We start from the raw sequence: 13,717 nt of genomic DNA on the forward strand, positions 1-13,717 counted from the left end.
GATGAAGGTAAACAGGCTGCTGGGCTTAGTGGTATACCTGCTTAACAGGGACGTGGTCAGTGCACGTGCCCTCGCTGAGAAATTTGATGTTTCTCCGCGTACGATTCAGCGTGATATGGACTCGATTGGCGAGGCGGGCATCCCAGTAGGCTCCATACAGGGCAAAAGCGGCGGCTATTATATCCTGGACAGCTACAAAATGAACAGGCAACTGCTCCAGTCAGAGGATTACATGTACATTTTGACTGCGTTAAAGGGGCTGGTCTCAGGCTATAACAGCAGGCAGGCAGAGGAAACGGTAGAAAAAATGATATCCCTGTCCCCGGCGGGACTTTCGTCTGAGCAGCCGTTCCGGCTGCAGCTGGATACGCTGCGTGAAGGCAGTGGAACCATACATTCAGTCGAAGTTATTGAAGAGGCGATCCGCAGCCGGACTGCGGTCCAGTTTCAGTACACGGATGCGCAGCAGTCTGTTTCCAGCCGTTATGTGGAGCCCTTGCTTTTGTCATACAGATGGTATGCCTGGTATCTGTTTGCCTATTGCTGCGGACGTGAGGATTACCGGCTGTTCCGTTTGTCGAGGATCAGGGAAATCCGAAATACCGGTCAGACCTTTATTCATAGTCACGGAAACGCGGAGCAGCTGCTTGCTGCCCATCAGGATGTACGGCCCAGCATCAGCATCAAGCTTGCCTGTCCTGCCGGAAGGAGGGTTCAGCTGGAAGAAGCTTTTCCGAATGCCAGAGTAGTTGAAGAACACGGCTCTGAGCTGATTCTGCAATTCAGTGTGCCTGAGACGGAAACCGGCTGGTTCGGAATCCTGCTGCTGAACGCCGGCTCCTGTACCGTGCTGGAGCCTGAGACGCTGCGCCGGCGGCTGCAGAGCCATGCCCGGATGATTTTGCAGCAATATGAGGAATGACGACAGGCTGTTGTCCGGTTTACCTGCTTATAATGGAATCATTCCCATTCAATAAGGAGGATTTTACCATGAACCTTGGAATTACAGACCCTTATACCTGTTGTCCCGTATATGAAACCGGAAGCTTCAGCCTGAGGCTGGTCCGGATGGACGATGCTGCAGATTTGCTTAGATGCTATAGTGATCCCGATTCCCATCCTCTGTTCAACAGCGACAATTGCCATTCCGATTTCAAGATGACCAGGCTTGAGGAAATGGAGCGTTGTATTGAAGCCTGGCTGGGAGAATATAAGACACGGGCCTATGTGCGGTTCAGTATTGTTGAACAAACGTCTGAGCGGGTAATCGGAACTGTCGAATTTTTTACCAGGAAGCTTGAGCAGGGGGAGGAAAAGGGTGAGGCCGGTATCCTGAGACTTGATCTGGTCTCTGAGTATGAGCAAGCTGATGTGTTATCTGAAATAATAGAGCTGGTAGAGCTTCAGTTTCCGCAGCATTTCACCTTCAGCGGCGTGTTAACCAAGGCGGTTCCGCAGGCGGTGCACCGGGTCGCAGTGCTTCAGAGGCTGGGCTACCATAAGCTGGAGAGAAGCAGAGAGCTGCCTTACGGGGATTATTACATGAAAACTACCGGATAGCTCTATTACCAGGTATTAATCATTCATAGATGGAGACAATGGCATACTAAGAACTGTTTCTACAGGGAGATGCCATTATGAATGAGGAAGAGACTTATAAGCTGCATTTACAGCTGCTCAGTGTATACGAAAAAAATGTGCGGCCTTCCGGGCCGAATCAGCGGCAGCTCGATTATTATAAGCAGCAGCTGTTTATGTATGCAGAGGATAAGGTCCAGCGGATATTTGTCTTAAACCAGCTGCTCAACCTTCATGAAACCTCCCGGCGACACCTCGTCAAAGACTGCGCGGACCGCTACTTTGGGAGAGAGCATATAGATCGCACAGAATCCGGTGTATAGCGATAACGGCAGATTTCTTCTTAGTCCGGCCATATAGGTGTAAATAGCCCGTCCAAACTCCCAGTTGGAGTCTTGGATGGGCTAAGTTTTTTGCGGAAGAATGTCGAAAAAAGTAGTAGGAATAAGATAGCATATAGAGGTAGAATGAAACAACACTATCAGGAACCGGCAGGAAAGCTTCAGCAAAGGAAATATTATAGAAATTAAGGGTGGTCAGCGGCGGATGGAGAAAGGCAGGATACGCGGGCTATGGGCAGCTCTGGCGCTGTACATATTGGCCTGTATCTGGGTAGAGATCCAATACAGCAGCATACTGTGGATGATCATTATAACAGGCGGACCGCTGCTGGTCTGCTGTGCATTTTGGAAAAGAGGGGGCGGCAGCAGGCCGGAGTTAAATATATCACGCCACTGGATTCAGCTTGCGTTTCTGCTGTGGTCAGCGGGCAATCTGTTTCTGACTCTGTTTCCGGGAGGCCTGACCATTTCCTTCGGAGATGAGCCGTACAGCGTGCTGCTGGCGGTAATGGTGCATATTCCGGCAAGAGTCGCGATTCTGTTCGGCATTGTACAGGTTTACAGGAAGCTGAAAAAGCGGATAAGTAAACTGCAGGTTCTATGGGACCAGATTACAACTGTAGAGTGCATTGTGGGCAGTGTATGGTTTATCTTTTTTCAGGACGAAACCTTTCACTGGATGCCGGGCGGCCTGCAGTCGTTCGCCGTCTTCTTTTATCTGCTTGTACCGCTGCTGGTGCTGGCCGGACTTACTCTGATCTGGATCTATATGGACAGCAGCCAGCGCACACCCGGCTGTATCCTGCTGATTTCGGGGATCGCCCTGATCGGGACGCTCGATCTCATCCAGGCGCTGCACGGCGGACTAATCTCAAGTCCATACATAGACAGCCTGTACCGGCTCTCCATCGCAGGAATAGCAGCCAGCGGTATGATGGGGACGCTGCAGATTAGCAAATCGGAACCCGCAGCAGTACCGGAGAATAATCCGCGGATGCTGAAGGGCGGGATCCTCTTTTTAATGTATCCAGTGATGATTGTGCTGCTGAAAGGCTTCTCTGTATACGTGTTTCTGTATTTTACGATCATCATTATGGCTTATTTCATTGTAAGACTATATGCCAAGCAGACCATCGCCGCCAAAAAAATGCTGGAAACCGAAAGGGAGTACAACGAGAAGCTTCGCCTCTATCTGAATGTTATTGAGCAGGCGCCGATGTCTATTCTGATTACGGACAAGGACAGGCAGATTGAATATATCAATCCCTATTTTACTGAGGTGACGGGATACCCTAAGGAGGAAATTCTCGGCAAGACACCCTCCCTCCTGAAGACTGACAAGACCAGGCGTGAGACCTATAACCAATTAAATGAAACGCTGGAGGCAGGGGGGAAATGGCACGGGGAATTTGTTAACCGTAAAAAGAACGGTGAGGAATATACGGAAGCGGTGCTCGTCTCCTCCATTAAAAATGACAGCGGTGAAGTCACGCACTACGTCGGCATTAAAGAGGATATTTCTGAATACAAACGGATGAGAAAAGAGCTGTCTGACCAGCTGTACTTCACCTCACAGTTAATTGATACGCTGCCGCATCCGCTTTTTTATATCGATGAACGGCAGTGCTTTCTCGGCTGTAATGCCGCTTATGAGCAGGCCTTTCAGGTGTCGCGTAGCAGGCTGGCCGGTATTCCGATGAGCATGCTGCCGCATTTGCCGGAGGACGGGTACCGCAATCTGAGCGAGATGATGACTGAAGTGGCGGCGACCGGCAGATCCTCGAACCGGCAGATTATCAGGACCTTTGCTTCGGGGGAGGAGCACCACATTCTGTATTCCCTGTCTGCCTACCGCTTGTCCGATTATTCGGTCGGCGGGTACCTGGGGATTATGACCGATATCAGCGATCTGAAGCATAAGGAAAAAGAGATTATCGATAACCGCAATTTCCTTGATGCCATCATCAGCCATATGCCGCTCATGATAACGGTGAAGGATGCGCAGCACCTGAAGATTTTTAAGGCTAATCAGGCCAGTGCGGATTTCCTGGGCATAGCGCCTGAGCAGCTGGTAGGCCTGGATCTGCAGACGGTGTTCCCTGAGGAGATTGCCCGCAAGCTGATGGATGCGGATAAAAGAGTAATCGCCACCGGTCAGTCCTTCAGCGAAATCGAGATTATTCCCGACGACGGTGAGCACTGCAATCTCAGATATGTACTGACCACCAAGCTGCCGATCATGGATGCCGAGGGGCAGCCGCTCTACCTGCTAAGCGTATCGGAGGATATTACTGATGCCAAACGGCAGGAGGCGGAGCTGAAATCTGCACTTAATCTGGCGGAAGAAGCAACAGCTGCCAAGTCACAGTTTCTGGCGAACATGAGCCATGAGATCCGTACACCGATGAATGCGATTATCGGAATGGCCTATCTGGCGCTAAAGACCGGCCTTAACCCTGTTCAGCAGGATTATATCTCCAAAATTCATAACGCCGGCACCTCACTGCTGGGCATTATTAATGAAATTCTTGATTTTTCAAAGGTGGAATCAGGCAAGCTGGAGCTGGAGAACACGGACTTTACACTTATGGAGGTCATCACCGGGGCACTGGATCTGTCCAGCCAGACGGCCGGGGAAAAGGGGCTGCAGCTGCTCTGTACAATCCAGCCTGAGGTGCCCGCCAAGCTCAGCGGTGACCCGCTGCGTCTGGGACAGATTATTACGAACCTGCTGAGCAACGCGATTAAATTCACCGAGGAGGGTGAGATTTCGATTGCAGTTGAGCTGAACAGCGTGATTGACAGCAGGGTCAAGCTGCAGATCAGCGTACACGACACCGGCATCGGCATGAGTAAAGAGACGGAGAGCAAGGTGTTTCAGGCCTTTACCCAGGCTGACAGCTCGACAACGCGGAGGTTTGGCGGAACGGGACTGGGGCTGGCTATCAGCCGCAAGCTGGTAGAAAATATGGGCGGCAGCCTGTGGGTGGACAGTGTGGAGGGGCAGGGCAGCACCTTTGCATTTACCGCCTGGTTTGATCTGGTGCAGAATGCGGCTTCCCCGGTTCTGCTGCTGCCGGAAGCGGCTTCCCCGGTTCAGGAAAAGGATTACAGGCTGGCCGGAACCCGGGTGCTGGTAGCCGAAGACAATGAAATTAACCGGCAGATTGCCGCTGAGCTGCTGAGAAGCCAGGGAATGCTGCCGGATCTGGCAGTGAACGGGGCTGAAGCAGTGCGGTTGATAGAAGCGATGCCTGCGGACCGGCCTTACGGCATCGTCCTGATGGATCTGCAGATGCCGGAGATGGACGGCTTCGAGGCGGCGGCGAGAATCCGCGAGCTGTCTCCGGGACTGCCGGTAATCGCCATGACGGCCCGGACGATGCAGGAGGAGCGGGAGCGCAGCTTTGCTTCAGGCATGAACGGGCATATCGCCAAGCCGGTTGACCCGGATATCCTGTTCACGAAGATCAGCAGATGGGTTACAGACGGGGCTGTCCGGCAGGCTGGTGCGAGTGGGGAAGTGAGTCTGGAAGCAAGTACAGAGGCAAGTGCTAATGCAAGGATTGACACCGGTGCGTTGTCTATCCTGCGGCTCGGCGGGATTGATACAGCGGGCGGTCTGAACCGGGTGGGGCACAACCGGACATTATACAGCAGCCTGCTGCTGAAATATGCGGACAGCCAGCATGAAATGGTTCAGTCTTTGCGTGAGGCGCTCCGGAAGGAGGAGGCTGCAGCAGCGGAAAGGCTTGCCCATAACCTGAGAGGGGTATCGGGCAATCTCGGGGTTACCGAGGTAGAGAGGCTGGCCGGTAGCCTGGTTGAAATGTTCAGCCGGGACGCAGGGCCGGAGGTGCTGGAGGAGCTGCTGCGCAGGCTGGAAGCAGCCGTACAGGAAAGCTCCGGGACAATCATCAAGCAGTTGGGCAGCAACCGGCGTTCAGCAGTGCCGGAGGAGGAGAGGGGACAGCTGACGGTCCCGCGGGTGCAATTGCTTGAGCGCCTGCTGGAGCTGCTGTTGGATGATGACAGTGAAGCTGTTGATTATTATGCCGATATAAGGGGTACGGTGGCCCGCCTGATAGATCCGGCTGATCTGCAGCGGCTGGAGCGCAGTCTTGGCCGGTTTGAATATGAGGAGGCTGTGGAAATTACCCGGCAGGCTATCCTTGAAAGTCATTATGAACAGAGGTTGATGTAAACAATGCTGGATTTAAGACCTGTTATATTAGTCGTTGACGACACGCCGGACAATATTGCGCTGCTCAGCGGCCTGCTGAAGGAATGCTACAAGGTGAAGGTCGCTACAAACGGCGAAAAAGCGCTGCAGATTGCCAAGGCTGCTCCCCCAGATCTGATTCTGCTGGATATTATGATGCCGGGTATGGACGGTTACGAAACCTGCCGCAGGCTAATGGAGGATGAGGTGCTGAGGGAGATACCGGTGATTTTTCTGACCGCAAAAGAAGAGGTGGAGGATGAGAACAAGGGCTTCGATTCCGGTGCGGTCGATTATATTACCAAGCCGATCAGTGCGCCGATCCTCCTCTCGCGCGTGAAGACACATCTGACACTGAAGCGCTCCAAGGATTTTCTTGCAGACAAAAACCAGTATCTCGAAGCAGAAATCTCCCGGCGGATCCAGGAAATATCGCTGATCCAGGAGGTCTCGGTCATGGCGATGGCGGCGCTGGCGGAAATGCGTGATCCGGAAACGGGCAATCATATTCAAAGAACCAAGCTGTATATCAAGGAGCTGGCAACCGGGCTGGGCCGAACGGAAAAATATGCGGACGTCCTCAGCCCCGAGCATATCAGCCTGATTGTTACCTCGGCACCGCTGCATGACATCGGCAAGGTGGGCATCCCGGACCATATTCTTCTCAAGCCGGGCAAGCTGACAGACGAAGAATATGAAGTGATGAAGACACACACAACCCAGGGCCGGGATGCGGTCCTGCGTGCCGAGCGGCTGATGAACAGCACCGAAACCTTTCTGCGGTTTGCCAAGGAAATCGTCTATTCCCATCATGAGAAATGGGACGGTACCGGCTATCCGCAAGGACTGACCGGTGATGCAATCCCGTTGTCCGCAAGGCTGATGGCGGTTGCTGATGTGTACGATGCGCTAACCAGCAAGCGCGTCTACAAGGAGGCGATGAGCCATGAGCAGGCAGTCGATATTATTGTCGGGGATGCCGGCCGGCATTTCGACCCCGATATCGTAGAGATTTTTGTGAAATGCAGCCAGAAGTTTCAGGAGATTTCTGACCGGTACTAGGCCGCCACTGCCATCTATAGCAGCACTTCAAAAAAGAGCCCGACCAACCTTCTATCGCAGAAGGCTGGTCGGGCTCTGCTAGTTATTATAGTAGGGGAGGGCAGATAGTGTTCTGAGAGTCGTGAGGGTCGGTGTACTGCTGTTGGAGGTAGAGGAAAAAGTGCCTCTCATCCGGCAAAACTGAGCCGAGCGGCAAAATGAAAGTCAAAAATGCCTCTGATTCCGGCGAAACCCGGCCGAACGGCGAAATGAAAGGCAAAAGTGCCTCTGATTCCGGCGAAACCCGGCCGGATGGCGAAATGAAAGGCAAAAGTGCCTCTGATTCCGGCGAAATCCGGCCGGATGGCGAAATGAAAGGCAAAAGTGCCTTTGATTCCGCCGAAACCCGTCCGAACGGCTAAGCCGTAAAAATCCCCGCACGGCCCTTCACACGCCGGGCTTCAATAACCTCCTCGTAATCTCTGACCAGTCCGTCAAAGATATTATCCCAGGAGCGGCTAAGCGCCAGGCGCCGCCCCTCGTGGCCCATCGCTGATCGCAGCTCGGGCTGCCCGGCCAGCCTGCAGATGGCCTCGGCCATTGCCTCCGGCTGCTGCGGGCTGAACAGTGTGCCGCTCCGGCCGGGCACGACCAGCTCGCGCGGGCCGCCCGCATCTGCGGCGATGACCGGCAGCCCGGAGGCCATAGCCTCCAGCACGACATTCCCGAAGGTTTCCGTAGCGGACGGAAACACGAAGATGTCGCTGGAGGCGTACAGCTCTGCCAGCTCATCGCCGTGCCTGCTGCCGGTAAAGCTGACATTCCCGGGCGCCGATTCCCGCAGCTCCGGCAGCAGCGGACCATCCCCGACGACAAGCAGATGCACGTCAGCGGCAGCGGAAGCCGGCAGGAGGCGCATGGCCGCCATGAGCGTTGCGAGGTCTTTTTCCGGAGCGATCCGTCCTACATACAGCAGCAGCAGCGGAGCTTCGACCCCGTAACGTCCCCGCACATCCTCCGTACGCTTCCCCGGATTATACAGCCCGCAGTCGACGCCTCTCGACCACAGCTTCAGGCCTGTAAAGCCGTGTGCCCGAAGCACGCCGGACGTTTCCCGGGATGGTGCCAGGATGGCGTCGCAGCTGCGGTGAAACCATTTCATATACTTCCAGTAGAGCGGAATGAGGCTGGGCATCCGGTAATAGCGGAGGTAGCGGTCAAAATGGGTGTGGTAGGAGGCGACATGCGGAAGATTATGTTTGTGGGCATAACGCAGGCCGTATAAGCCGAGGTTGAACGGGGTCGCCAGGTGCAGCAGGTCGGGGCGGAAGGCGCGGAGCTCATTGCTGATGGAGGACAGGCCCGGAAGGGCCAGTCTGCACTCGGGATACAGGAAAAAGGGGATGCTGGAGATTTTGCGTACCGGATCGTCACACTCTTCTCCGGGAGCAGACTTTGGTGTGAACAGCAGATGCTCGATTCCACGGCGGTTCAGATGGCCGGTCAGCCGGTGAAGCGTACGGGCAACTCCGTTGGTCTGCGGAAGATAAGTGTCCGTAAACAAGGCAAGACGCATCAATATCCCCTCCAGGACTTTAGTTGCCCTGATCATAGCAGGTGAATATTTGGCGGGGGTCAGCGGAATGTTAAGGCTTTTTTCGGGATCGGCAGAGTTGTCCCTGCACTTTACGCTCCGTTGATACAAATCCGCACAACCGTAAACACTCGTCCACTATAGTTATTTAAAAAATAAACTATAGGAGTGACATCGACTTTGAAAAGATCAGGCACTACCATCCTCTCGCTGCTGCTGGCAGCTGAATTAGCACTTGTTCCCGCCTGGGGCGGGGCCCCTGCATCGGCGGCTGCGGCACAACCGGCGGGCACTCCGTACAATGCTGACGGCTCTTATAATGTAAACGTTCCTCATATTATTGTGAATCAGGTATATGGCGGAGGGGATGCAGATACTACAGGCGGTTATTTTTCAAGCGGCTATATTGAGCTTTATAATCCTCTGGACGTGGATGTTGACCTGAGCGGGTGGTCACTGCAATACTCTGATCCGGCCATGAACGGGACTTGGAGCAGATTAGAGCTGAGCGGGACTATCAAGGCGCATTCCTCTTATCTTATTACGGACAGTAAAAATAACCCGTCCTTCCAAAGCGACATCAGCGGCAAGGGTGACCAGACATGGGGCGGGCTCCTTTTCAATAATAAAGGTGTAAAGGTGGTTCTGCTCAGCAATACGGACCTGCTGACGGCGGTAAATCCGTTCGAGAGCAAAAGCGCTGCCTATGTGGACATGATCGGCACAGCGGGAAATGACAAGGGCTCCGTGATTGACGGCTATGAAGGGGATTATCCGACAGGCAAGGAGGAAGGAACCTCCAAACAGAAGTCGGTGCGCCGCGCGGATTTCGCCGATACGGATAACAATAAGAAGGATCTGAAGCAGATCAGCTTCGACAGCCTGGATGCAGCCGCAATGAATCTGATGAAGCCGCACAGTAGTAGGGATGGGGCGTGGGGAGTCAAGGCACCCGCCCTCGGTGTAGCCACAACCGCGCTGCCAAAAGCGACAGCGGGCTCACAATATACGGTTGCCCTGTCCGTGTACGGCGGAGTCCAGCCGTATTCCTTCAGTGCAGCCGGCTTGCCGGAAGGACTTGTGCTTGATACAGCAACCGGTACGATCAGCGGCATTCCTCTGGCAGCAGGTACATCAACAGTGAGCTATACCGTCTATGACAGCTCTGCTGCTCCAGCCAAGGTTTCCGGAACGCTTGACCTTATTGTGAATAAGCCTGCACCTGACCCTAAGCAGGATCTGATCAGCATTACCAAAATCGGCGGGTATTCCGTCGGTACGACGAATGAAGACGGCGGCGTGGCCGAAATAGTCCGCTATAACCGGGATAACGGCAAATTTTATCTGGTTAACGGATCAACTCATCCGGCGACTGTAGATATTGTCGATCTCAAAGACGGTGTGCACCCGGAGAAGGAGGCTAGCATCAATATTGAGGTGCTGTCCGAGACCGGAGGCTTCAGCTACGGGGATTTGACCAGTGTGGATATTAATACGGCGACTAAACGGATTGCAGTGGCGGTCCAGGAAGCCGATGCGATGAAGAACGGCAAGGTGCTTGTGCTTGATTACGGCGGCAAGCTGCTGGAGACGTTTGAAGCCGGGGTTCAGCCGGATATGGTCAAATACACGGCTGACGGCCGCTATATCCTGACAGCTGATGAGGCGGAGCCTCGTACTCTGGCAGGCGATCCGGAGGGCAGCGTTACGATTATTGATACCGTGACCAAGGCAGTAAGCCTGGTGAAGTTCGATAACCCTGCAGTCATAGATGATCTGGTGCATATCCGCGGGGCAGCAGACCCGGAGACGAAGCTGATTACCGGCAAAGGCGCCAAAGCAGACGCAGTACGTGATCTGGAGCCGGAATTCATCGAGCTGTCCGAAGACCAGAAGACGGCGTATATCAGTCTGCAGGAGAACAATGCTATCGCCGCTGTAGATATTGCTTCCGGCAAGCTGCTATGGGTGAAAGGACTGGGATTCAAGGATCTCAGCCTTCCGCAAAATGCGCTGGATCTGCAAAAGGATAATCTGATCCAGCTTGAAAACGTACCATTTTACGGCGTCTATATGCCCGACGGGATTAGCCAGTATACAGTCAACGGTACAACCTATCTGTTCACGGCCAACGAAGGCGATGCAACGGAATGGGACAGCAAGGAGAATGCCAGCACGATCGGTAAAATGAAAAGCTCACTTGATCCGGCTTCAGCCGCCGCCAAGTTCCTGGCCGGAACAACAAATTATGATGGCGTTGAAGTAATGTCGGATATGGGCCATGACGGCATTTATCTGTATGGAGCGCGTTCCTTCTCCATCTGGGATGCTTCTACCATGAAGCAGGTGTATGACAGCGGCAGCGATTTTGAGCAGATCACGGCAGAGCGTCTGCCTGCTTACTTCAATGCCAGCAACAGCAACACCACACTGGACAGCCGCAGCACCAAAAAAGGGCCGGAGCCGGAATATGTAAAGACCGGCAAGGTGGGCAATAAGGCGCTGGCCTTTATCGGGCTGGAGCGCATCGGCGGTCTGATGACCTATGATGTAACCAATCCGGAGCAGCCGGCATTTGTGAACTATATCAACACACGCGAGTTCACCCCGAAGAATAATATAGAGACGGATACGGGTCCGGAGGGAATTGAATTTATCGCTGCAGCAGACAGTCCGACCGGACTGCCGCTGGTGCTGGTTGCCAACGAAGTCGGCGGCACAGTGGCCATCTACCAGCTGAATGTAACAACGTTGACGCTCGATAAGACGGCATTGTCCCTGCAAGCCGGCGGTGCAGCAGCAGTGCTTGCAGCAGATGTGCAGCCGGCAGGAGGAGCTGCGGCCGGGCTGAGCTGGAGCTCCTCCAATTCAGCGGTTGCATCGGTTGACCAGGCAGGCAAGGTAACGCCGCTTGCTGCCGGGACAGCGGTAATCTCAGTATCCAGTGCTGACGGCTACGGTCTGGCTGAAGCGCAGGTGACAGTGAAGGCAGCCGATCCGGTAACGAGCCTGCCGGGCACCGGCCCGACAAGCGGAGTCCCTGCGCCGGTTCCAGCATCTGATGGAACTGTCATCCAGGCTGACGGCAAGGCTGTTGTAGAGGTTGCAGCAGTTACGGATTCAGCCGGCAATACTTCTTATCCTGTCAGCCTGGAGGATGTGACAGCTGCACTGGAGCTGCTGCAGGGAGCAGTGGCAAAGGAGCTGTTGTTCCGTACAGCGGCGTCTGATACATCAGCAGCAGCTACCCTTCAGGTGCCGGCAGCTGCATGGGCCGAACTCGCCGGCAGCCAGATTCAGACAGTGACCTTTGCCAGCAGCTCCGGTACGGTTTCGCTGGACCGGAATGCCGTCTCTGCCATCCACACTGCTGCGGCAGGGGAGGCTGTCAGCCTGACCGTTGCCAAAGCCGCGTTCCCGGCGGATTCAACTGGCTTGATCGGCACCCGTCCGGTGCTGAGCTTTACAGTAAAAGCCGGCAGCAGGGAGGTTTCCAGCTTTGGCGCAGGCAGTGCTCTGGTCCGCATTCCTTATACCTTGTCTGCAGGTGAAGATGCCAATGCGGTTGCTGCTTATTACGTAACAGCATCCGGAGCATTGTCTGTGCTGCCTGCAAGCAGCTACGACGCGGCAGCCGGAATGCTGACCTTTAAGACCCCGCACTTCTCGGTTTATGCTGTCGGCTATAACAAGCAGGTGTTTAACGATACTGCAAACAGCTTTGCCAGAGATTCCATTACTTATCTGGCGGCGCGCGGTATTATCTCAGGCACCTCGGCAGGGCAATTCGGGCTTAAGGCTCAGCTGAGCCGCGGAGATGCAGCGCTGCTGCTGGCCCGCCTTGCAGGAGCGGATCTGAATACAGCAGGAGCCGGCAGCTTTACCGATGTGCAGGCTGATGATTATTATGGGACAGCTGTGAGCTGGGCCAGCGCAAACGGAATTGTGAACGGTACAGGAGACGGCCGATTTAATCCTAAGGCTAATGTTTCACGCGAACAGCTGGCGGTGATGATTACCCGTCTGGCTGAAGCGATGAACTGGAGCCTGCCGGTTAACGGGGGTACAGCTGCCGGCTTCGCTGATCAGGCGTCGATCAGCAGCTACGCGCAGGAAGCGGCCAAGGCAGTCCGGCAGGCGGGAATCCTGTCAGGCCAGGCTGCGGCGGACGGTACGGTGAACTTTGCCCCGCAGGCTTCAGCGACACGCGAGGAAACGGCGCATTTGCTTGCTAAGCTATTGAAGGCTGTACAGTAAACAAAGCCTGTTATTATAAAGTGTTCCGCGCCGCAAAAAACGGAGGCAAATCCAGGAGCTTTTTTGCGGCAAGGATATTTTAAATTTTATTGTTATGGGAAAACTGCATGCTATAATGGAGCGGAGCACGCCCAAATTCATGTACGAGGTGATCAGCGAATGGGATTTCAGGCAGGACAGGTGTTTATTAATTTGCCCGTTGCCAATCTGCAGAGGTCAGTTGAATTTTTTACCGCGTTAGGGTTTGAATTTAATCCTCATTTTACGGATGAGAACGCAACCTGTATGATTATTAACGGCAATACGTATGCTATGCTGCTGACACGGGAGTATTTCGGTACGTTTACGAACAAGACGATTATTGATTCTGCTGCCCATACAGAGGTTATTACCTGTTTCTCCGCAGCAAGCAGGGAACAGGTGGACGAGCTGGTGCAGAAGGCGCTGAATGCCGGCGGCAAGCCGTTCAACGATCCGGTCGATCACGGCTTTATGTATAATTGGAGCTTCCAGGACCCGGACGGGCATCTGTGGGAAGTTATGTATATGGACGAAAGTGCTGCACAGTAAATCAATACATTAGTATTTTTCAGGCAGGTGCCCGGTAAGGGTGCCTGTCTTTTGTTGTTTATGTGGGTATTTTGTCATGCTGCTGCAGTCCCGGGTTAACAATATTGCAACAAT

Annotated in this window: 9 protein-coding genes; 8 read left to right on the forward strand and 1 reads right to left on the reverse strand. The window is 54.0% G+C overall.

Going from position 1 to position 13,717, the window contains the following annotated elements; genetic code table 11:
• The first annotated feature begins 1 nt into the window (after position 1).
• The 6 genes from R70723_RS10505 to R70723_RS10530 all read left to right on the forward strand — a co-directional run bounded on the left by R70723_RS10505 (position 2) and on the right by R70723_RS10530 (position 7,604).
• Positions 2-922 carry a helix-turn-helix transcriptional regulator gene (locus tag R70723_RS10505; RefSeq protein ID WP_039871849.1) on the forward strand — a complete coding sequence of 307 codons (921 nt, stop codon included), beginning with the start codon at positions 2-4 and terminating at the stop codon, positions 920-922.
• A 68-nt stretch (positions 923-990) separates the two neighbouring features.
• On the forward strand, positions 991-1,560 hold the full coding sequence (locus tag R70723_RS10510) for a GNAT family N-acetyltransferase (RefSeq protein ID WP_052421263.1): 570 nt from the start codon (positions 991-993) through the stop codon (positions 1,558-1,560).
• 77 nt (positions 1,561-1,637) lie between these two features.
• The gene (locus R70723_RS10515) at positions 1,638-1,901 is read left to right on the forward strand and encodes a hypothetical protein (RefSeq protein ID WP_039871850.1); all 264 of its coding nucleotides are present in this window, start codon (positions 1,638-1,640) and stop codon (positions 1,899-1,901) included.
• A gap of 223 nt (positions 1,902-2,124) precedes the next feature.
• Complete coding sequence (locus tag R70723_RS32010) at positions 2,125-6,123, forward strand: PAS domain-containing protein (protein WP_052421264.1); 3,999 nt, start codon at positions 2,125-2,127, stop codon at positions 6,121-6,123.
• A 3-nt stretch (positions 6,124-6,126) separates the two neighbouring features.
• Complete coding sequence (locus R70723_RS10525) at positions 6,127-7,203, forward strand: response regulator (RefSeq protein WP_039871851.1); 1,077 nt, start codon at positions 6,127-6,129, stop codon at positions 7,201-7,203.
• Between the two features lie 197 nt (positions 7,204-7,400).
• On the forward strand, positions 7,401-7,604 hold the full coding sequence (locus R70723_RS10530) for a hypothetical protein (RefSeq protein ID WP_039871852.1): 204 nt from the start codon (positions 7,401-7,403) through the stop codon (positions 7,602-7,604).
• On the opposite strand, the gene R70723_RS10535 is transcribed toward R70723_RS10530, so the two are convergent.
• Positions 7,601-8,758, reverse strand: a complete 1,158-nt coding sequence (locus R70723_RS10535) for a glycosyltransferase family 4 protein (protein ID WP_039871853.1) — start codon at positions 8,756-8,758, stop codon at positions 7,601-7,603. The genes R70723_RS10530 and R70723_RS10535 overlap by 4 nt on opposite strands.
• 198 nt (positions 8,759-8,956) lie before the next feature.
• Between R70723_RS10535 and R70723_RS10540 the strand changes: the two genes are divergently transcribed.
• Together R70723_RS10540 and R70723_RS10545 are read left to right on the forward strand one after the other, a co-directional pair.
• Positions 8,957-13,033 (forward strand): choice-of-anchor I family protein, encoded by a 4,077-nt coding sequence (locus R70723_RS10540; protein ID WP_039871854.1) that lies wholly within the window; start codon positions 8,957-8,959, stop codon positions 13,031-13,033.
• Positions 13,034-13,192: 159 nt separating this feature from the next.
• Positions 13,193-13,603 carry a VOC family protein gene (locus tag R70723_RS10545; RefSeq protein WP_039871855.1) on the forward strand — a complete coding sequence of 137 codons (411 nt, stop codon included), beginning with the start codon at positions 13,193-13,195 and terminating at the stop codon, positions 13,601-13,603.
• The last annotated feature ends 114 nt before the right edge of the window (positions 13,604-13,717 follow it).

The organism is Paenibacillus sp. FSL R7-0273, assembly GCF_000758625.1.
In the GTDB taxonomy this organism is placed as follows: domain Bacteria; phylum Bacillota; class Bacilli; order Paenibacillales; family Paenibacillaceae; genus Paenibacillus_AQ.

Coding starts and splice junctions, on each gene's coding strand:
- R70723_RS10505 (WP_039871849.1), top strand. CDS start 2: ATGAAGGTAAACAGGCTGCTGGGCTTAGTGGTATACCTGCTTAACAGG.
- R70723_RS10510 (WP_052421263.1), top strand. CDS start 991: ATGAACCTTGGAATTACAGACCCTTATACCTGTTGTCCCGTATATGAA.
- R70723_RS10515 (WP_039871850.1), top strand. CDS start 1,638: ATGAATGAGGAAGAGACTTATAAGCTGCATTTACAGCTGCTCAGTGTA.
- R70723_RS32010 (WP_052421264.1), top strand. CDS start 2,125: ATGGAGAAAGGCAGGATACGCGGGCTATGGGCAGCTCTGGCGCTGTAC.
- R70723_RS10525 (WP_039871851.1), top strand. CDS start 6,127: ATGCTGGATTTAAGACCTGTTATATTAGTCGTTGACGACACGCCGGAC.
- R70723_RS10530 (WP_039871852.1), top strand. CDS start 7,401: ATGAAAGTCAAAAATGCCTCTGATTCCGGCGAAACCCGGCCGAACGGC.
- R70723_RS10535 (WP_039871853.1), bottom strand. CDS start 8,758: ATGCGTCTTGCCTTGTTTACGGACACTTATCTTCCGCAGACCAACGGA.
- R70723_RS10545 (WP_039871855.1), top strand. CDS start 13,193: ATGGGATTTCAGGCAGGACAGGTGTTTATTAATTTGCCCGTTGCCAAT.